This window comes from Peptoniphilus sp. oral taxon 836 str. F0141 (assembly GCF_000179335.1).
Taxonomy (GTDB): Bacteria; Bacillota; Clostridia; order Tissierellales; family Peptoniphilaceae; genus Peptoniphilus_A; species Peptoniphilus_A lacrimalis.
Map to the genome: position 1 here is coordinate 1 of NZ_AEAA01000065.1, position 19,779 is coordinate 19,779.

Below are 19,779 nucleotides of genomic sequence, written 5' to 3' on the forward strand. Positions count from 1 at the left end.
ATGGTACTTCTCAATTTACGACAATTTGCTAACTCTCTATAAGTGCCTATAGATTTCTAGCAAATTGTCGTAAATTTGTCGTAAGCTGTCGTAAATTCTAAAATATAAATTTCATCGCTTTTTCAAATTCTCCCATCTGTTCTATCTTAAAATCTTCTGTTGCATCTACATATATATCCATTGTTGTACTAATATCAGAATGACCTAGAATAGACTGCATTGCTTTTGTATTTATATTTTGTTCATTAAGCCTTGTAGTAAAGGTGTGTCTGAAAATGTGATTGCTTAAATGTGGAACTAATAGAATATCATTAGAGTTCGATTTATTTTTATCCATTATACTTAAATTGCAATCCCTAACAATTCTTCTTAAAGCTTTATTAAGTGTTCCATTATTGTGAACCTTTCCGAATCTATTTAAAAATACAAAGTCTTTAAATCCATCGATTGAATCACAACATTCGATTCCAAAAGTCTTTTGTAACTCTCTTTCCATAAGAAAAGCATCTTTTACTTTTTGAACCATAGGAATACTTCGCTTACCTGATTCTGTCTTCGGTGTATTAATAGCATATCTATTGTTTAATCCTTTACCTTTACTATAATATACCAAAGTCCTATTTACACTTATAAGACCATTGTCAAAATCTATATCGTCCCATTGCAATCCTGTAACTTCTCCAACTCTCATTCCTGTCCAAAGCATAACAATGAATATTGGATACCATTTTTTATATTCGTCACTATTAGATAAATATTCTTCAAATAGCACCTGTTCTTCTATTGTCATGGCTTTTTTCTTCGGAGATTCATTTCGATAAGCTACTTTCAATTCCTTCAAAGCATTGTCAGATGGATTAAACCTTATATATTCGTCATCCACTGCTAATTCTAAAACCTGATGTAGCACAGTATGAACACAATCTATGGTAGAAACCATCAATCCCTGGTCTTCCTTTAATCTGTTATAAAAACTTCTAACATCAGATCTTTTAATATCAGATAGTTTAATACGACCAAAAGTCGGTTCGACGAATTGTTGATACATATAGATGTAATTTTTAAAGGTATTATCCTTTAAACCTCTTTTTACCTTTGTCCATAACTTAAAAGTATCATTTACAGACAAGCTACTTCCTTCGTTGTTGATTCCATCTATAGTATTGCGTAAAATATCCAATTCCTTTTCTCTTAATTCCTTTAGAGTTTTCGCATAGATAGATTTTCTACGCCCTATTTTGTCTTGCCACTTAAATTCATAAGTGCCATTTGACCTTTGATATTCACCGTCTTTTAAAACAACCCCTTTACTATCTTTGCGTCTTTTTACCATAAAAATTCTCCTTTTTTGATAAAAGACACGCTATAATTATTATACCGCATTAAGCGTGTTTTATATATAGTTTTAGATTATATAGAGAACTGTCTATTTAAATATTCTTCCATTAACTTTTTCTTAATAAGACGCTTACTACCATTAAATAATACAAAATCGCAATCATTTTCATCCGTTAATTGTCTAACTTTATCTTGACCAATATTAAAATATTCAGATGCTTCTTTTAATGTTAGAAATGCTTTCTCAGAAACACGAACACCTTTTATATTTTCGTTAATCATAAATCCTCCAAATAATATATTTAAAATATTTATTTTAATATTTTTAAAGTTTTTTGACATTGACAAGTGCCTTGGATTAGCAACATAGGAATCTCACCTCCGCCTCTGTTCAGGATGAGCCGGCTTCAACCTTAGAAGTATCATTATCCTCATTTTCTTCGTAGCGAATAGGGTATCCCTCCCTATATTCAAACTCTTACTTATCGCTCCCTTTCTTCTTCCCTTGCTTTTTGCTTAGCAGTAATTGTTTTGCCGAATTATTCAGCAGAAAGATCTTGGCGGATAGATTATTACGCTCCAAAAATGATTAATGTCTTGTCTTGGTCTATTTAATTGTTATGGTTCAAATATTGTTTAAATTTCTTTTAAAATAGAAAGAGGACAAAACTCCCCTCACTTTATAAAGGAAAATTTGCCCTCTTTGGTAACCAGAAACTATATTTCTTCTATAAATTTCTTTAGTTTTTCTAAAATCTTATCTCGCCTTTTTATTAAAGCAGGATGTGATATATTTTGAGTCTTTGCTACTGCACGAAGTGTTTCATCATTGAAATATAATCTTTCGATTATTTCCCGTTCCTCCTCATTTAACTTTGACATAGCATTTCTTAGTGCTTCAATCATTATTTGTGTAGCTACAACTTTTTCAACATCAACATTTTTATCTTCTAGATTATTTTCAAAATTCCCATCGTGATTTAGAGATGAAAAAAAGAGCAAGTGGTTTTTCTTGTCCACCTGCTCCAAATACTTTTCGTGTTCTTTTTCTCGCCAGTAGACTTTATATATCTGCTCGCTGACTTTAACCCTTTGTCCGTTGACATAAAGGTAATACTCTTTTGCCATAAAGTTTCCTCCATTTCTTTTTTGTCTATTTTTTATTCAGACAAAAAAGGAGGACTCCTGCATCTTGGCATAAGAAGTCCTCTGAAATGAAAGAAATCCGTTCTTTCTTTTACTATATTTAATTGTTTAGACGAGAATATGTAAAGACAGACAACTACAAGAATTATAGAAAAAAGGAGTATTTTTATTCCATTTCAATTCTACAAGGTAACTTATACACTTGTTCATCTCCCTTTCCCTCCGTTCATTATAGATAAATAGCATCCATACCTACAGCCTCTTTTGATTATTTTCGCTTTTATATCAAATGTCCTTGTATTTACGCTTTGTCTTTTCCCATTTTCCTAAGTCCATTAAGCATTAAAAACAGTCCCAACATAATCATACTAAAATCTACAATAGGTTCAGCCCACCAAACTGCACTTGCTCCAAAAAACTTTGGAAGCAATAATATAGCCGGAATAAACAAAATCAGTTGTCTAAGCATTACAATCATGCTTGCTTTTTTCCCATCTCCAATAGATTGAAAGAATGTAAGTGTCATTATCATAATTCCATACAAAATAAATGTGGAATAAAACATCTTGAAATTCATAACACCAGCTTCTATGATTTCACTTCTTACACTGAATAGTGATAGTAATTTTTCTGAATAAAACATCGATGGTATCCATGAAAGAGCTGCAAGAATAGTTGCTCCGTACATAAAAACCTTCATTGTATCTTTTACTCTTTTATATTGCTTTGCTCCGAAATTTGCCCCAATAACAGGCTGTAAACCTTGGCTCATTCCCCAAAGAGGAATAAAGGAGAACATATACAATCTCATTGTAGCAGCCATTAAAATTCCCCAATTATCTCCACCGTATGCGAAAGCTTGCTTAAACAAGAATGTTTGTTGTACTGCAAACAAAATTTGCATCATCATTGCAGAACTTCCTATGCTAAACATTTCACTGGAAATATCCTTACTCTTTTGGATTTTATGAATCCTCACAAAAGCACTTTTCTTTGAAAAATAGCGTAAGGTTAATATAGCTTGCACAATTTGAGAGATTACAGTTGCAATAGCTGCCCCTTCAATCGCATATTCTCCCATCAACTTCATGAAAATAGGATCTAAAATAATGTTTAATATTGCTCCTACCCCCATAATAATCATTGATTGCTTTACTGCACCTTCACCACGCATTGTCATATTTCCGGCTTGAGCAAAGTTAACAAATATGGAGCCCAAAAAAACTACTCTTAAATATCTGACTCCAAGTTCTTTAATATTCCCCTTCGCTCCTACTAAATCCAAAAAATTAGGTGCAAATATCAAACCTAATATTGTGATAACTATAGAGAATAAAATTACCCAATAACAAAAATTTCCAAATATCTTGTCAGTTGTTTCTTTATCTCCCTTTCCAATCGCCCTTGATAATATTGATGCACTACCAACTCCAATAAGTGCTGATACTCCACCATTTATTATTGTTAAGGACATGGATATACTAATAGCAGACATTGCATAGTCTCCAATAATCCATCCAGCAAAAATTCCGTCCATAAATGGATATAGCCCTATAACTATCATTCCTATAATTCCCGGAATAGCTAACTGAAACAATAAATCTTTAGGACTTTTGGTTAAAAGTTGTGTTTTCATATCTTGTTTTCCCATATGACTTCCTCCAGTTTTTTTCAATATTTTTATAACTTATGACAACTGCCACTTTGCTGCCACTTGTCTTGCTTCAACAAATTTTTTGTAGATACCATCAACTTGAATAAGTTCTTCATGTGTACCTTGTTGCGTTATCTTTCCATTAGCCAATACAAGAATTTGATTTGCATTTTTTATGGTTTTTAGTCTGTGTGCAATCATTATTACAGTTCTATCTCTTGTAAGTTCTTCCATAGCAATCTGTAGTTTATCCTCATTTTCAGGGTCAACATTTGCAGTAGCTTCGTCAAAAATGATGATTGGAGCATTTTTTATCATCGCTCTAGCTATTGATATTCTTTGTCTTTCTCCTCCGGATAAACTTGTTCCGCCTTCACCTATAACTGTTTCATATTGCTTAGGAAGAGACATAATAAATTCATGACAACAAGCCTTCTTAGCAACTTTTACTACTTCTTCATGTGTGGCATCAGGCTTAGCAAATTTTATGTTATTTTCTATTGTGTCTTGGAACAAATATACATTTTGAAAAACCATACTGATTTGCCTCATCAATGATTCTAAAGAGTATTCTTTTATATCATGACCACCTATGCTAATTTCCCCTTTATCTATATCCCAGAATCTTGCGATTAAATTGCAAAATGTAGTTTTCCCAGCTCCCGATGGTCCAACTATCGCAGTCATCTGTTTCTGCGGTATCTCAATAGATATATCATCAAGGATTTTTTTGCCTGAATATGAAAACTCTACATTACCAAAAGAAATATCGAAAGTATTAGGCTTTATGTCTTTTCCATCAATATCCATTTGTGGAAATCCTTCTAATGCATTAGTTTGTTCAATAGATCCACTGACAACCCTGAGAGCAGTTGTTGCACTTCCCGCCAATTTAATTTGTGAAAAAGCAAGAAATGAAATTATGATCGTCATAACAGTATTTAGAAACGATAGTTCTCCTCTGTAATAGAAGAAAATACCTGCACCTATGATTAATATGCTAAACAAATCTAAAAGAATATTTTGCAAAATTGTATAAGGTGTAAACAGCTTTTCACAATCAAGATTTGTTTTTCTGGTATTTTCAATAGCACTTCTGACTTTTTCATCGCCTTTCCCTGTTAAATTAAAGGCTTTTATAACAGCCATTCCACCAATTTGCTCTAAAATGGCATCAACCAATTTAGCAGATGCTTTTTGTCTTTTAGGAAGAACACTCCTTGATTTGCTTTCCATTTTTGATAGAACAAATAAGTACAATAGGCATCCAATTGCAACAATAAAACCTATTCTCCACTCAAATGCTAAAATCATTATTGTAAATATTATCGTGTTTATAAAACCTGATAATGTATTTACCATAACCATTGCTGCGGTATTTTCTACATCTTCTAAAACGGTTGTAGAAATTCCAACCACTTTACCAATATTGTTTTCATTGAAAAATCCCATAGGTATTTTTTTTAACATTTCACCTATTGCAACTCTTTTATTTGCCACCATAAAATAACTTGCATGGCATTGCTGTAACTGTGAATAATAATTTGCAACACTTCTGCCAACTATGCTTATAACAAGAAGTATCAAAGCAATCCATGCAGGTGTCATACTCATATCTTTTTCAACAATAGCTTTAACAATAATGTATATTGCACTGATTTGGAGCATGTGAAAAATTGCAAACAAGAAACTTACCCATATAGAATGGTATATATTTTTCTTCTCATCACCTGAGAAATCTAAAATTTTCTTTAAGGCACTTATCATTTTATTTCACCATCCTTTACTCCAATATGAGCATTCCACATCTTTTGGTATAACTCAGAATCTTCCATAAGTTCTTCATGCTTACCATGTGAAATAAGCTCTCCATTCTCAATCAAAAATATTTGATCTGCATCTGTTATTGTTGACAACCTATGTGCAATAACAATAACAGTTTTATTTTGTATCAATTTAGATAGAGCCTCTTTAATAATCACTTCATTCTCTGGATCAATATACGAAGTCGCTTCATCCAGTATCACTATCGGAGAATTCTTGAGCATTGCTCTCGCTATGGATATTCTCTGTCTTTCTCCTCCGGAAACATGACTTCCGCTGCTTCCGACAACCGTATCGTAACCATGTTCCATTTTCATAATAAAATCATGACAACCCGATTTCTTAGCAATGTCTTCTACTTCTTTATCACTGGCACTTGGATTGCCCATTCTTATATTCTCCCTAATACTTTCGTTGAACAAAAAATTATCCTGAGAAACAAAGGCGGTCAAACTATATAATTGCTTTAATGGAATTTCCTTAAGATTGTGTCCACCAATATTTATATTTCCTTCCATGATATCCCAATATCCAGCTATTAATTTTGCTAACGTTGACTTGCCACTTCCACTTGGTCCAACAAAAGCCACTGTTGTCCCTTCTTTTATGTTTAGGGATATTCCATGAAGAATTTCTTTTTCTTCTTCATATCCAAACTTTACATTTTGTAAATCAATGTTATATTGCTGGATAGTCACTTCTCTATCAGAATGCTTTTGTTCTTTTCCTTCTAAAATTAAGTTAATAGAATTTGCAATAGTCCCTATCTTAGCAAGACCATCAACAAAATTGATTGTTTCAAGTAAAGGTCCTGCAATACCTAAAGATAGAATAATTACAGATATAAATACTTCTGCACTTAAACTTCCGCTAATGTAGAAATACCAACCAAATGGAAGCACTGTTATCATTGTAGTAGGAGATATGTTTTTAGATAAAGATACAGGTAACTGACAGCTCTTCATCCATTCATAAAAGTATCTTGCATTTGCAATGACTTTATTTTTGTACTTTGCGTACGATCTCTTGTCTTGATTAAATGTTTTTATCACTTCTATTCCATTGACATACTCAATAATTGCAGAATTCATTTCTCGATTTACCTTTACAGATCCTTCATATTGAACAGCATAATTTTTCATTACGAGTCCCATAAAAAGCATCCCCAAAGGAATGGATACTAATGATAAAAGAGCCATTCTCCAATCAAGAAATAATAAGTAAATAAATATACTCAAAGAACCTAAGAGATTCGATGTCATTTCAGGCAACAGGTGAGCGAGCGGTTTCTCCATACTTTCAACCTGATCCACTATAATCTGCTTAAAGTTTCCGCTTGGAACAGAGATTATTTCTCCTAACGGCATCTTCGGAAGTTTATCAAGCATTCTCAAGCGAATATCTTTCAATACACTAAAAGTCGCTTTATGAGATACAGATAACGCCGTAGAGTATAAAACAGATTTTAAAATATAAGATAACAGACCTATTCCCATCCATAAAAAATAGACCTTGAAATCTGCAATTCCATTTAATAAATAGACTAAAATACGGCTTGCAGCAATGTATGGAACAATTCCGGCAATAACACCGATACTTGCTATAAATACAGATGTTTTTAACTTTGAATGTTCCTTATATGCAAGCTCCCACAATATTACAGCAGGACTTTTTTCTTTCATAATTTAACACCTCCATAATTGTATCCATTTTCATTTTATTTTAGAAATTCATATATTGTACCATCACAGTGTTTTATAAATTCAAAATCGTGTGTAATAATTATAATGAGTTTTCCTTCTCTCTCCATATCGTGTAGGAAATTAATTAATGTATTCATCTGTGGTTTACATAATCCACTTGTAGGCTCATCTAAGATAATAATAGGTTTATTACTAAGCCTTGCTATAGCAATCAACAATCTTTGCTTCTCTCCTCCCGATAAACTTTGAGGATGTTTTTCAAGCTTTGATAATAATCCCATCTTTTCCAACATTTTTTCATTTAGGCTTTTATCTTCACTTACTGTTGATACTTCCGATAATACACTTTCTGTAAAAAGCTGGGAGCTAGGATCTTGCATTACCATAAAAATTTCTTTATTTTGTTTTGTAACTTTTTTTTGATTAACAAATACATCTCCGTGACCTTTTGTAGTACCGGTCAATAATTTAATGAAAGTACTTTTCCCTATTCCATTTTTTCCAATGATAAAATTTACTCCCTTATTAAAGGAAATACTAAAGTCAAAAATTTTATTCTTTTCATATTTTTTCTTAAAATTATGACATGATAAATCTCCATTTCTAAAATTATTTTTATCATCCAATAAATTCACTTTATAATATTTATTAATCTCTAAATCACTTTTCTCTATTTTATTAAATGTTCTAAGTCCATATCCTTCTGCAATAGCTTTCAAATTATAATCATTTAAATCTTCTTTTTCGTATGAAATTAAAGACTCATTATCAATAATACAGAGCCTATCCATTATATCTTTTAAATAAAATAATCTATGTTCCACAACAATTATTATCTTATTTAATTCTTTTAATTTCACTAAGGCTTCTTTTAACCTTTCTATAGATTCATTATCTAATGATGAAGATGGTTCATCTAATAAAATAATATCATTTTCAGAAATTGCACAAGCTGCAAGTGCTATCATTTGCTTTTCTCCACCAGATAAATCAAATATATTTTTGTCTAATAAGTATTCTATATTTAAGAGTTTTGAGTATTTCTTTATTCTATTGATTATCTCTGACTTGTCAGTATTTCTATTTTCTAGCTGAAAGGCTAACTCCTCAGTGGAATTCATACAGTAAAATTGAGATTTTGGATTTTGAAATACATTTGAAATAATACATGATCTTTCAAATATATTTTTACTAAGTAAATCTAGGCTGTTATATTTTATTTCTCCACTAATATTAGCATCAAGGTATTCAGGTATTACTCCATTAATTGCTTTTAATAGTGTGCTTTTTCCACATCCAGAATGTCCTGTAATAACTGTAATTTCACCAGCTTTACATTCAAAATTTAGATTTTTTAAGATATTTTCATCATCAAAAGATAAATCAAGCTTTCTTATTTTAAGCATATTTTCTACCTCTTATATAAAAAAATAAAACTAAAATAGAAACAAAAAAAATTAAATAGTCAGTAAATGTTAACTTTGCTTCTCTAATATTTGATCTATTTTGATTGACAGCAAGACCCTTAGTTAATGAAGCTACTGTCAATTCATCAGCAGAATTTGATAGGGTCATCAATAGTGGGATTATCCTATATTCAATTAATAAAATAGGATTCTTTAAAAATTTCCTAAAACTTATACCCCTCAAATAAATAGCTTGTTTTATTTGTCTATACTCAATTCTTGTTGCATAAAAATATCTAACCATAACCGCAACAGGAATGGCTATCTGATCAGGACACTTCACCTTTTTTAATGAACAAATTGCTTCTCCTACACTAGTCGTTAAAATTATATAATTTCCCATAACCATAGGTGCAAAAACTCTTTTTATTATAATTATAACTATGTGTATAAGTGATAATATTATAGAATCATTTAATTCCCTAATATTAATTTCTATAATATTCAATATTATAAAAAGTATGATTGATTTAATCCCGGATTTTATATGTCCAGATAAAAATAATAAAAAAGTAGGGAGCATACATATTAATACATAATATATAGGATTTAGGCTTTGAATATTTCCAATTGTCATAATAAAAGAAATAACCATCATTAAAAATAATTTTGCTCTAAAATCTATCCTTATCATATCTAATAACCCGCTCCCTAATTCTTACTTACCAATTTTTGAAAAATGTTTTTTCAAAAACACAATTCCTAAGCTACAACCTACAAAAGCACCAATAAATCCTAAAATAGCCATAACTATTAAAATCCAATCAGGCATAACTTTCATCATTGTGTCAATAAATTCTTGATTATAACCTTGATTTAAAAGCCCTTGTGCATACTCATTTCTTGAGATGATAATCGGAACATAGTTTCCTAAAGTGCAAAGACTTGAAAAAGAAAATGCTAATCTAGATTTTCCTTTACTGTCATAAGAGCCTGTTTTTAATATTATTTCTCCAATAAATCCTGCAATTGCTCCTGTTAAAAGTGCCCATGGACCATGACCCATGATGACATAAGCTAAAGATATTAGCATTGTTTGAATAAAAAGCATTCCTGGCTTCTTAATTTTTGTTGAAAAAAGCATGTTACTAGGTCCAACTAAAATTCCCTGTACTAAGGGAACAATTGGCATCAAAACAGGAACCATAGCTGTAAATGAGCCTATTAGCATAAAAATAAACCCAAGTACTGCAAACAAACCAACATTAATTAAATCTCTAACTTCTAATTTTTTATTCATTTCTGAAACCTCCTTAGTTATCTATTTTTTTCTAAATCTAAAATATAATTTAAAATTGTATCTTTTAGATATTTCCTATTCTCATCATATGAATCTCTTGCATTAAGAACTTGCGAGCTTAATATCATTCCATTTATATAATTTACTAAAAAACCATCTTCAAAAATCTTTGAATCAATTCCTAATTTATTAGATATTGAATCTAATTGATTTACTGTTTCTGTTTTCAAATCTTGAAACATCTTTTCTAAATCTTCATTATATTTTTTTGATTGTAATAAAAGAGAATAAACCTTAGTAATATCTGTATCTGGTAGACACTTATCCACTAAAATTTCACTCATCTGTTCATATTTATCTTGACCTATGTGAGCTTCTAAATAATTATCAATTAAATTATTTCTATACTGATTTCCATCAAGCATTAAATCTTTAAGCATTTCAGCTGTGCTTTTATAATGATGATAGACACCACCTGTGCTCATGCCAACTTCTTTAATCACATCTTCCATTGTTGTATTCTGAAATCCTTTATTCAAAAAACATCTCATTGCTGCATCTCGAATTTCTTTTTTTCTAATTTGACCAACTTTTGTTTCCTTATCTTTCAATAAAATACCTCCAATCATTCGATTATTTTCCGAGGATTCCCTCGGTTTTTATTATATCTTAATTGAAAAATATTTTCAATATCAATCAAATTATAAATTTTGCTCTACTCTACCGTATACTTCTTAATTAATTTATTTAAATGCGGTATAATTAATAAAACTGAATAAACGCTTAACGCTTATAACTTTAATAGCAAGCACAGTAAGTGAGTACCCACTTACGATAAATTGATGAAGCAGACCCTTTATGGACTGCTTCTTTTTTTATCAATTTTACCTTGTTAGGGAGAACCCTAAGACCCCAATATTTTATGATAAGGAGATATACTATGGATAATAGAAAGAGAAAAAATCAGCTTAAAATATATTTAACAGATAAAGAAAAAGAAGTTTTTGAAAAGAAAATGAAACTTGCTAATTGCAAAACTATGTCCCACTTTCTTAGAAAATGTGTATTGGAAAAAGAGATTTATGTAGTAGATTTAGAACCATTTAGAAACCTACAATGGTTACTTTCAAATGCAACAAATAATATAAACCAGATTACAAAAGCTACTAATACAACTGGTGTTATTTACAAAAATGAAATCAAATCAATGAATAAGCAGATAGAAAAATTATCAAAAGAAATATGGCAAATCCATTCCCTACTTCTTAACAAATCAAAAGAAAGTTCTGGTGATTAGTATGGCAATTACAAAAATACATCCTATAAAATCAACTCTAAATTTGGCAATAGATTATATAACTAAGAGTGAAAAAACTGATGAAAAAGTCTTAGTATCTTCATTTAATTGTCATCCGTCTACTGCACACATTCAATTTATGAAAACACGAGAAGACAATGATACTAAAGGTATAGTTTTGGCTAGACATTTAATCCAATCTTTTCTACCAGGAGAGGTTGATCCTATAAAAGCTCACGAAATTGGAATGGAATTATGTAAGAAAATTTTAAAAGAAGATTATGAATTTGTTCTTGCAACTCATATAGATAGAGGGCATATCCATAACCATATTATTTTTAATAATGTTAATTACAAGACTGGTAAATGCTATCAATCTAACAAAAAATCTTACCACAAAATCAGGTATCAAAGTGATGAATTATGTAAAGTAAATAAGCTTTCAGTCATTGATAAATACTATGAAGCTTACAAAAGAAAATACAAAACTGCTGGTAAATCTTGGTACGAATATGACCAAAACAAGAAAAGAAATTCTTGGAAGTCTAAACTACAATTTGATATAGATAGAATGATTAATAAGTCTAAATCGTGGGAAGAATTTTTAGAAAATATGAAGTCTATTGATTATGAAATTAAGTTTGGTAAACACATTGCTTTTCGTCATAAAGATAAGCAAAGATTTACAAGATCAAAGACTATCGGAGAAGATTATACCGAGGAAAAAATCAAAGAAAGAATAGATTTAGCTATTAAAAACAAAGCTAATCCTATTAAAAAACGTGTAGGAAACGTCATTGATATATCTACTAATGAAAAAGCTCAATCCTCAAAAGGTTATGAAGTTTGGGCAAGAAAACACAATATCAAAACAATGGCTGAATCGATAATTAAGCTTAGAGAACAAGGAATTAATTCAATTACTCAACTCGATGACCTGATCAAAAAATCTGCTGATGATAGACAAGACTTGTTAGATAGAATAAAGAAAATTGAAACTGAATTGAAGAGTTTATCTCAAGATATGGAAAATATAAATACTATAAATAAGTATCGTGAAATCTATAAATACCACAAGAAAAATCCTGATGATAAACAATTTGCAGAAGAATATTATAGCGAACTTTCCGTCTATAAAATAGCCGCAAAAGAAATTTTAGAAAACTATAAAAAACTACCAAATACAAAAGAAATACTATCCAAACTTGATAAATTGCAAGAAAAAAAGAACACCCTTATGCAAGAGTATTCTTTGAATAAAGAACAATTTTCTGACCTCGTTCAGTATAGGAAAAACTACGAAAATTATTATGGGAAAGAGGTAGAAAGATAAAAAAATAGGAAAAGTCAGGGTCGGTTGATATTTGTCAACAAAGTTTTTCAAATATTGCCAAATAAAAAAGGTAACCACCATTTTGGGAGTAGTTACCTCTATACGCATTTAGTCCTAAACTTAAAATAACTACAAACAAAGTCTGGAGGTGCATATAAGTGCAAAATAATAATAACATGAATTTGTTAGGTTTTAAAGATGTAGTTTTTGATAGCTTTTATGAGGATAATGACTTTATTCATGTCCATGCTTCTGTTAAAAAGATGGATACTTACCCTCACTGTGGTTCTAAAAGAATTTGGGTTCATGATCATAGAATTCAAAAGATTAAGGATACCCATATCCGTGGCAAGAAATGCCTTATTCATTTAAAGAAAACTAGGTATGATTGTAAGTCTTGTGGTTGTCGTTTTGAAAGGAAACTTGATTTTATTGCTAAGGGTCACACTATGACTAATAGACTTGTTTTTGCTATTGTTTATGAGTTTGATGAGCTCTACTCTATTTCTTCTATTGCTAACAGATATAATGTTTCTTCTAATACTGTTTTAAGAATTTTAAATTGTTTAAGTGTTTCTAGAGATAGGCTTTCTGAAGTTCTTTGTATAGATACCCATAGGGCACAAGTGAGTTCAAAGGAGACAGTGGAAATATTAAGTATCAGACTTCTCTTCTTAATGGTTCTAAACACTCTATCATTGATATTTTGCCTACTAGGGATAAAAACTTTTTATTTAGCTACTTTGAAAGAATTTCTAACAAGGAGAAACAAGGTGTTAAGTTTTTTGTAAGTGATATGTCTAATACTTTTAAGTCTGTTAAGAATAGGTTCTTTAAAACTTCTATCCATATTATTGATAGGTATCATTTCATAAGACAAGTTTCTTGGGCTTTAGAGAATGTTAGAAAGAGAATTCAAAAGGATATTTCTTCAAAGCTTAGAAAATATTTTAAGAGAAGTAGGAGTTTACTTACAAAACCTGCTTCTAAATTAACTTCTGAACAAGCTGAAGATGTTTCTTTAATGCTCAGTTTTTGTGATGATTTAAAATTTGCATATAGGTTAAAGGAATTGTTCTACCAGTATGTCCTCACTCAACCCAATAGAGTTAGAGCAGCTAAATCTTTAAGAGAGTGGATAAGAAGAGCTGAAGAATCAAATTTAAAAGAATTTAAATCTTGTATAACAGCATTTAAAAATTGGTTTGATGAGATATGTAATTCATTTGATTACTCTTGGTCTAATGGTCCTTTAGAAGGTACTCATACTAAGATAAAGACCTTAAAGAGAAATTGTTTTGGTATGAAAAACTTCAATTTGTTTAGAAAAAGAATTATGTTTGCTTGTAAGTAGTGATTAGGGAAACGGGAAAATTTCGCAAAACCCCTAGGGGTTTTGTTTGCTATGTCTATTTTTAGTAGTTTTTTAGTTATTTTAGTTTTGTTATTTTATTAGCGTCTAAGTATTGATTTTTAAATGATAAGAGAGACTCGGTTTAACGAGCCTCCCCAATATTTGACATAGAGCCTGTTTTTTTCATCCATGCAAAATCTTCTTTGTACAACAGACTGTTAGATATAGCAAAAACGACCTTTCAAAAACAGTTAACTTCTAAATCAACTGTTTTTTGAAAGGTCGTTTCATCAGATTCTTATAGCAATCCAGCAAATAATCTCATAAATAATTGTCCCAGTCGCAAATATGCACTTCGTCCGGTTTGATATTGGTCTGTCACATCACGACATTCTCCCATCGTTCTTATCAGATCATTTTTTATTTCCACAACTGCCTGGCAATCTGCCATAAAACAGCCGTTTTCAAAATGGTGATATAAACTTCGATAATCCAGATTAATTGTTCCACAAGTTGCCATACAGTCATCTGCCACACTCATTTTTGCATGACAGAAACCAGGAGTCCACTCATAAACACGAACACCATGTTTAACTAATCCATGATAAAAAGAGCGAGTTATATTATAAATGAATTTTTTATCAGGAATTCCTGGTGTGATAATTCTTACGTCTACCCCTCGCTTAGCAGCCAGACATAACGCATGTGTCATTTCGTCTGTTATAATTAGATATGGTGTCATAAACCAACAGTAATTTTCGGCCTTATTTATCATACTGATATAAACTTCTTCTCCGACCTGCTCATTATCCATAGGACTGTCTGCATAAGGCTGAACAAAACCTGTTTGCTGTGCTTTATAATCGTAATGAATAATGTATTTACTAAAATCAGTATCATTCGTAGCTTTTTCACTAACAGCATTCCACATTTCTAAAAATGTCACTGTAAGCGACTGAACAGCATCTCCTTCTAAACGAATACCGGTATCTTTCCACTGCCCATACGGATGCGTATAATTAAAGTATTCATTTGCAAGATTATATCCACCTGTAAATCCAACTTTTCCATCAATTACTGTTATTTTTCTGTGGTCACGATTGTTCAAAAATAGATTTAAGCCTGGCACAAATGGATTGAATACACGACAATGAATTCCTATACTCTCAATCTTTTTTACAAAATCTGTGTTAATAAAACCTATAGACCCCATATCATCATAGAATACCCTGACTTCCACACCGGCTTTTACTCTCTCTTCCAGAACATCTTGAATCTTATGCCAAGCTTCAGCATCTTCTATCGCATGATATTCCATGAAGATAAACTTTTGTGCTTTCGCAAGTTCTTCAAGCTGTGCCTCTAATCCCTTCACTGCTTCATCAAAATACTTGATATCCGTATTCTGATAGATTGGATACCACGAATTTCTTTGTATGTAACTTGCAATATTTCCTGCTTTCGGAATCTTTTCTTTTATTCTGCTTAAACACTCCTGATTGTCTGGAAGCATTGGTAACAATTTGCTATCAATTTCTGCATATCGCTCACGCATTTTATGCGTGCCACCATTCAAGCCAATCAATAAATACAGGCCTACACCCATAATTGGGAAAATCAGAATTAAAATGACCCAAGGCATTTTCATAGAAGATGTCTTATCTGACGCATACAATCTCAAAACTAAGATTCCACTTAAAACTCTGGTAAATAAATTTATGATTTCTGCATATTCATTCAAGCGTGTTACGATAGTAATAATAAAAATCGCTTCCAGAAGAATGCAGATTATGGAAAAACATAGACGTTTTACCCCATTTTTTGTTTTTGCTTTGCCCTCTAAAGTATCTTGTTTCATATATATCCACCTTCCTACTTGCTCAGTTTTCTCCCTAAATTTCGTGGAACATACCAATTTTGTCTTTTATTCTCTGCATTTCATTATCTGCTTCAATGATAGCTCTTGCAGAATGAAATAATTCTTCACTTATCTCATTATAGCCAGGCATTTCCTCAATTCCTTTTTTATAGCGAAGTTGATGTTCCAATGTTGCCCAGAAATCCATACCATTGGTTCGAATCTGTAATTCTACACGCATAGGTGTTTTACCCTTAGCAAAAAATACTGGTATTTCAACAATCATATGATAGCTTCGATAACCATTCGATTTTGGATTTTTTATATAATCTTTTATTTCAATAACTTTAATATCATCCTGTTGGGTAATCAAATCTGATATCATATAAATATCGTCAATAAACGCACAAACTATTCGAACGCCTGCTACATCATTGAGATATGTCTGTATATTTTCTGTTGTAAATTCATATCCCATCTTCTGCAGTTTATCGTAAATACTATTGGGCTTCTTAATTCTTGTTTTTATAAAAGAAATAGGATTTCGATTGTTCTCAGCTGAAAATTCATCATCCAAAACCTCAAGTTTAGTTTGTATCTCCCGAATAGCACAACGATACATCATCATTAAATTATAAAATTTTGTAGCATTATTTAAAAACTGTAGTGATTCCGGACTGTCCATCCTGAGTTTTTTTACTTCATCTTTTGTCATGGAACTTTCCTTTCTACCTCATCCCTGATTTCAAAACATTATCTATTTTGATAGTTGATTCGTTCTCCTTGAATTACTGGATAACAAATCATTTTATCACTATCCAGATTTTCTACATGCATATCTACTGCACTGATCTGATGGTTTTCATAAGTATTGTAATAATAAATACCTTTTGTAACATTACAACACGACGTATACAATGTGATTTCATATTTTCCATCCGCTACTTCGCAACATCCTCGTTGCTGATCCACAGATCCGAGAATGTGGAAGAATTGGCTAACGCTTTCTTCCTCTGATTCACCTGAAATTGCATTTACCTTTGTAAAAGCTACACGTACAAAGCGTGAGGAAGATGAGAGATCTCCCGGAAGACCTAATCCTCCCATACCTCTACTATATGCATCAAGAGCCAAATTTTCGCAGAAAGTATTTCTGGGCTGTTTAGGAGATAAATACATATAATTATTTAGTTGAAACATCTGCTGTGGAAATGGCGGATTATTCGTAAGCACTCCTACTGGATTGTCATAAATATGTAAACCATCTGACATAGATTCTACCGTAATTGACTCATTCTCATCAGAAATGATCCAGTGTAATTGTGCTAATGGGAATTGCTCGCTGAAAGGAGTATTAACAATATTAATTCGTTCAAGAAGCTCGCGAACTTCAACTAAAGAAGAACACTGACTTAAAATCCATGGAATAAATTCAAACTGTGCAATATTTTCCACATCTGGCTTAATCGCGGCATAAACAGCATTTCCGACAAAATTCAGTCCTGCCATTGCCACTCCTTTTTCATTCATAGCATCATAATACAAAGGATAATCCTCTGCAACATGAGCCATTCCAATAATTGCATAATGATTTTTCATATCGTCAACATGGCGAAAATTAAACACATAATTACGTGGTGTAATTACTATCTGATCACCATAAGAGTATTCATAATCGAGGGTTCGTCCAAAGTAAAAATCTTTTGTTTTATAAGTTGCTGCTGTACACATGATCGTTTATCCTCCTAAATAGATTGAAATATGTCAATGAGTTTTTTTCTTTAACAATATTATAGCACAATTCTTTTATTTTGTTCCAACTTCATACATGATCATAACATGTAAACTTTAAACTATTTTCCTAGATTATTTCTCCATCAGTTTTTCAAGCCAGGTAGGGAACGGTATTGTTGCAATTTCTCCTACTGTTCCACTGGCTGAAATAATAATATCGCCTGCTTGCAGAAGCTTGGTTAACGAATTATTCAAGCCAAGCTCTGTAATGTGTTCTCCGGAACGAAGAAAATATTCTCGCCCAAATACTCGTCACGATCTTCTTCAAAACCTTCGCCCTCTGCAACAAGCTCGTTATATTTTCTTTCAAATGCACTGGAAATATAGCGAAGGAAAATCAGTCCAATGATTACCTTTCTATATTCAGCGGCAGGGATATGTCCCCATAACACGCAGGCAGCATCCCAAATTTGTTTTTCAAAGCCAATGTTGGCATTGTTCTTTTCAGCCATTTCCGATTCCTCCACTCTAACAGTTTATTGTAGTTATGCTTCTTCAGCTTATATTCTACTAAAGAGGCTATCCCATAAAACGGACATATTACTTTTCGTCCGGAACTATTTCCATAATATCGTCAAATGTGCATCCCAGGACAGAACAGATTTTTACGAGCGTATCCGTAGTTACATTCTCACCTCGATGCATTTTGTTGATGGTATAGTTACTCAGATTTGCCTGTTCAGCCAAATCTTTTTTCTTCATATCTCGGTCAATCAATAGCTTCCATAGTCTCTTATAGCTGACAACCATCATTTCACCATTCCTTTCTTCCAGATATTTCATTCAAAAAGTACCTGTACTTATAATTATAGCACGCAAATAGGTAAACTCAACAAGAAAGTGAGCTATCACTATATTTTATTTTCTCATTCCAAAGAATTATCTGATTTTTTGAAGTGGCAAGGCTTTTAGAGCATCAAGAAGCGGAATTTTGGGGTCTTGCAAATTGGCAAGCAGTGTAAACCTGTACAGGTTCACTCATTTTCTCGATTTTCCCTTCGGTGCAATCTTCGCAAATTTGCTTGTTGGGGAAGCATCCCCAATCCCCTTTGAACATCATCTGCCAAAAATAAAGGCAGCCCAGAGACTGCCGATATTTATCTCTCTGTACCTTTGCTATGGTCTTTCTTATTCGACTTAGCTTTTTCGTCTGTCTTAAAGCTTTTTATTTGCCCTAATATAGACTTTTTATCCTTATCTTGACTCTTTACTTGTTCTTTTGCTTTTAAGAGCTTGGAAGATAAAATACGGACATTCTTATGTTCTTTTCCTTTGTTATCAATACTTGTTTTTACTTGTCCAAATATTTTAACAAAATCTCCTTGTTTAAGATTCTCTAAATCTTTTGTCTTATCTCCATAGGCTGAACAATTGGTATAAACTTTATTCCCATCATCATCTTTTGAAACAATTGAAAAATTACTTACTTTAAACTTTTCTCCATTTGCATTTTCTCTTTCAAGATTTTCTACTTTGCCTGCTATATTACCCACGAGATTTATGAGATTGTCTTTTTCTTCAAGTTCATTGGTATTTTCAACAATCTTACCTTGTTCTTTCATATCATCAATCATATAGTCAAAGTCATCATTTAATAGACCTGTTGTGTCATTGTTCATATATATAACATAGACTTCTTCAAGTGCCTTTTCATCATTAACACCCTTTTCTATACTCACAAGTGCTTTTATAAAATCCTTGTAGTTATCATTTATCATTTCTTCTAAATTTTCTCTAATATCTTTGTATTCCATAATTTCCTCCTTGTACTA

At 31.6% G+C, this 19,779-nt stretch carries 18 protein-coding genes and 2 pseudogenes; 4 read left to right on the forward strand and 16 right to left on the reverse strand.

What is annotated here, in order from left to right; genetic code table 11:
• Positions 1-97: 97 nt before the first annotated feature.
• The 10 genes from HMPREF9131_RS02565 to HMPREF9131_RS02610 all read right to left on the reverse strand — a co-directional run bounded on the left by HMPREF9131_RS02565 (position 98) and on the right by HMPREF9131_RS02610 (position 10,982).
• Positions 98-1,333, reverse strand: coding sequence for a tyrosine-type recombinase/integrase (locus HMPREF9131_RS02565; protein WP_009345221.1), 1,236 nt, complete (start codon positions 1,331-1,333; stop codon positions 98-100).
• Positions 1,334-1,410: 77 nt separating this feature from the next.
• On the reverse strand, positions 1,411-1,620 hold the full coding sequence (locus HMPREF9131_RS02570) for an excisionase (RefSeq protein WP_009345237.1): 210 nt from the start codon (positions 1,618-1,620) through the stop codon (positions 1,411-1,413).
• 435 nt (positions 1,621-2,055) lie between these two features.
• Positions 2,056-2,466, reverse strand: a complete 411-nt coding sequence (locus tag HMPREF9131_RS02575; protein ID WP_009345230.1) for a sigma factor-like helix-turn-helix DNA-binding protein — start codon at positions 2,464-2,466, stop codon at positions 2,056-2,058.
• Between the two features lie 319 nt (positions 2,467-2,785).
• Positions 2,786-4,135, reverse strand: coding sequence for an MATE family efflux transporter (locus HMPREF9131_RS02580; protein WP_009345224.1), 1,350 nt, complete (start codon positions 4,133-4,135; stop codon positions 2,786-2,788).
• Between the two features lie 36 nt (positions 4,136-4,171).
• Positions 4,172-5,905: an ABC transporter ATP-binding protein gene (locus tag HMPREF9131_RS02585; RefSeq protein ID WP_009345218.1), complete on the reverse strand. Its 1,734-nt coding sequence runs from the start codon at positions 5,903-5,905 to the stop codon at positions 4,172-4,174.
• Complete coding sequence (locus HMPREF9131_RS02590; protein ID WP_009345211.1) at positions 5,902-7,644, reverse strand: ABC transporter ATP-binding protein; 1,743 nt, start codon at positions 7,642-7,644, stop codon at positions 5,902-5,904. Before HMPREF9131_RS02590 ends, HMPREF9131_RS02585 begins: the two co-directional genes overlap by 4 nt.
• Before the next feature lie 35 nt (positions 7,645-7,679).
• Positions 7,680-9,071: an ATP-binding cassette domain-containing protein gene (locus HMPREF9131_RS02595; protein ID WP_009345227.1), complete on the reverse strand. Its 1,392-nt coding sequence runs from the start codon at positions 9,069-9,071 to the stop codon at positions 7,680-7,682.
• Positions 9,064-9,765: an energy-coupling factor transporter transmembrane component T gene (locus HMPREF9131_RS02600; protein WP_009345234.1), complete on the reverse strand. Its 702-nt coding sequence runs from the start codon at positions 9,763-9,765 to the stop codon at positions 9,064-9,066. Before HMPREF9131_RS02600 ends, HMPREF9131_RS02595 begins: the two co-directional genes overlap by 8 nt.
• Before the next feature lie 24 nt (positions 9,766-9,789).
• Positions 9,790-10,371: an MptD family putative ECF transporter S component gene (locus tag HMPREF9131_RS02605; protein WP_009345220.1), complete on the reverse strand. Its 582-nt coding sequence runs from the start codon at positions 10,369-10,371 to the stop codon at positions 9,790-9,792.
• A 17-nt stretch (positions 10,372-10,388) separates the two neighbouring features.
• Positions 10,389-10,982, reverse strand: a complete 594-nt coding sequence (locus tag HMPREF9131_RS02610; protein WP_009345225.1) for a TetR/AcrR family transcriptional regulator — start codon at positions 10,980-10,982, stop codon at positions 10,389-10,391.
• A 329-nt stretch (positions 10,983-11,311) separates the two neighbouring features.
• On the opposite strand from HMPREF9131_RS02610, the gene mobC reads away from it, so the two are divergent.
• The 4 genes and pseudogenes from mobC (at position 11,312) to HMPREF9131_RS02630 (ending at position 14,355) form a co-directional block, all read left to right on the forward strand.
• Positions 11,312-11,668: a plasmid mobilization relaxosome protein MobC gene (gene mobC, locus HMPREF9131_RS02615; protein ID WP_009345210.1), complete on the forward strand. Its 357-nt coding sequence runs from the start codon at positions 11,312-11,314 to the stop codon at positions 11,666-11,668.
• A gap of 1 nt (position 11,669) precedes the next feature.
• Entirely contained in the window at positions 11,670-13,001 is a 1,332-nt protein-coding gene (locus HMPREF9131_RS02620; RefSeq protein ID WP_009345219.1) for a relaxase/mobilization nuclease domain-containing protein, read from the forward strand.
• Positions 13,002-13,264: 263 nt separating this feature from the next.
• A pseudogene (locus tag HMPREF9131_RS08930) lies at positions 13,265-13,552 on the forward strand (transposase family protein); the annotation flags it as partial.
• Positions 13,553-13,653: 101 nt separating this feature from the next.
• Positions 13,654-14,355 carry an ISL3 family transposase gene (locus tag HMPREF9131_RS02630; RefSeq protein ID WP_083794618.1) on the forward strand — a complete coding sequence of 234 codons (702 nt, stop codon included), beginning with the start codon at positions 13,654-13,656 and terminating at the stop codon, positions 14,353-14,355.
• 298 nt (positions 14,356-14,653) lie between these two features.
• Here HMPREF9131_RS02630 and cls read toward each other — a convergent pair whose 3' ends face one another.
• The 6 genes and pseudogenes from cls to HMPREF9131_RS02660 all read right to left on the reverse strand — a co-directional run bounded on the left by cls (position 14,654) and on the right by HMPREF9131_RS02660 (position 19,761).
• On the reverse strand, positions 14,654-16,213 hold the full coding sequence (gene cls / locus HMPREF9131_RS02635; protein ID WP_009345216.1) for a cardiolipin synthase: 1,560 nt from the start codon (positions 16,211-16,213) through the stop codon (positions 14,654-14,656).
• 34 nt (positions 16,214-16,247) lie between these two features.
• Complete coding sequence (locus HMPREF9131_RS02640; protein ID WP_009345213.1) at positions 16,248-16,928, reverse strand: GTP pyrophosphokinase family protein; 681 nt, start codon at positions 16,926-16,928, stop codon at positions 16,248-16,250.
• 38 nt (positions 16,929-16,966) lie between these two features.
• The gene (gene bsh, locus HMPREF9131_RS02645; RefSeq protein WP_009345209.1) at positions 16,967-17,944 is read right to left on the reverse strand and encodes a choloylglycine hydrolase; all 978 of its coding nucleotides are present in this window, start codon (positions 17,942-17,944) and stop codon (positions 16,967-16,969) included.
• 278 nt (positions 17,945-18,222) lie between these two features.
• Positions 18,223-18,459, reverse strand: a pseudogene (locus tag HMPREF9131_RS02650) (type I restriction-modification system subunit M N-terminal domain-containing protein); the annotation flags it as partial.
• A gap of 88 nt (positions 18,460-18,547) precedes the next feature.
• Positions 18,548-18,757 (reverse strand): helix-turn-helix transcriptional regulator, encoded by a 210-nt coding sequence (locus HMPREF9131_RS02655; protein WP_036744233.1) that lies wholly within the window; start codon positions 18,755-18,757, stop codon positions 18,548-18,550.
• A gap of 347 nt (positions 18,758-19,104) precedes the next feature.
• Positions 19,105-19,761 carry a hypothetical protein gene (locus tag HMPREF9131_RS02660; protein ID WP_009345226.1) on the reverse strand — a complete coding sequence of 219 codons (657 nt, stop codon included), beginning with the start codon at positions 19,759-19,761 and terminating at the stop codon, positions 19,105-19,107.
• Between the last annotated feature and the right edge of the window lie 18 nt (positions 19,762-19,779).

What these genes read in the sequence shown, in the direction of transcription:
- HMPREF9131_RS02565 (WP_009345221.1), bottom strand. Translation starts at nt 1,333, where the DNA reads ATGGTAAAAAGACGCAAAGATAGTAAAGGGGTTGTTTTAAAAGACGGT.
- HMPREF9131_RS02570 (WP_009345237.1), bottom strand. Translation starts at nt 1,620, where the DNA reads ATGATTAACGAAAATATAAAAGGTGTTCGTGTTTCTGAGAAAGCATTT.
- HMPREF9131_RS02575 (WP_009345230.1), bottom strand. Translation starts at nt 2,466, where the DNA reads ATGGCAAAAGAGTATTACCTTTATGTCAACGGACAAAGGGTTAAAGTC.
- HMPREF9131_RS02580 (WP_009345224.1), bottom strand. Translation starts at nt 4,135, where the DNA reads ATGGGAAAACAAGATATGAAAACACAACTTTTAACCAAAAGTCCTAAA.
- HMPREF9131_RS02585 (WP_009345218.1), bottom strand. Translation starts at nt 5,905, where the DNA reads ATGATAAGTGCCTTAAAGAAAATTTTAGATTTCTCAGGTGATGAGAAG.
- HMPREF9131_RS02590 (WP_009345211.1), bottom strand. Translation starts at nt 7,644, where the DNA reads ATGAAAGAAAAAAGTCCTGCTGTAATATTGTGGGAGCTTGCATATAAG.
- HMPREF9131_RS02595 (WP_009345227.1), bottom strand. Translation starts at nt 9,071, where the DNA reads ATGCTTAAAATAAGAAAGCTTGATTTATCTTTTGATGATGAAAATATC.
- HMPREF9131_RS02600 (WP_009345234.1), bottom strand. Translation starts at nt 9,765, where the DNA reads ATGATAAGGATAGATTTTAGAGCAAAATTATTTTTAATGATGGTTATT.
- HMPREF9131_RS02605 (WP_009345220.1), bottom strand. Translation starts at nt 10,371, where the DNA reads ATGAATAAAAAATTAGAAGTTAGAGATTTAATTAATGTTGGTTTGTTT.
- mobC (WP_009345210.1), top strand. Translation starts at nt 11,312, where the DNA reads ATGGATAATAGAAAGAGAAAAAATCAGCTTAAAATATATTTAACAGAT.
- HMPREF9131_RS02620 (WP_009345219.1), top strand. Translation starts at nt 11,670, where the DNA reads ATGGCAATTACAAAAATACATCCTATAAAATCAACTCTAAATTTGGCA.
- cls (WP_009345216.1), bottom strand. Translation starts at nt 16,213, where the DNA reads ATGAAACAAGATACTTTAGAGGGCAAAGCAAAAACAAAAAATGGGGTA.
- HMPREF9131_RS02640 (WP_009345213.1), bottom strand. Translation starts at nt 16,928, where the DNA reads ATGACAAAAGATGAAGTAAAAAAACTCAGGATGGACAGTCCGGAATCA.
- bsh (WP_009345209.1), bottom strand. Translation starts at nt 17,944, where the DNA reads ATGTGTACAGCAGCAACTTATAAAACAAAAGATTTTTACTTTGGACGA.
- HMPREF9131_RS02655 (WP_036744233.1), bottom strand. Translation starts at nt 18,757, where the DNA reads ATGGTTGTCAGCTATAAGAGACTATGGAAGCTATTGATTGACCGAGAT.
- HMPREF9131_RS02660 (WP_009345226.1), bottom strand. Translation starts at nt 19,761, where the DNA reads ATGGAATACAAAGATATTAGAGAAAATTTAGAAGAAATGATAAATGAT.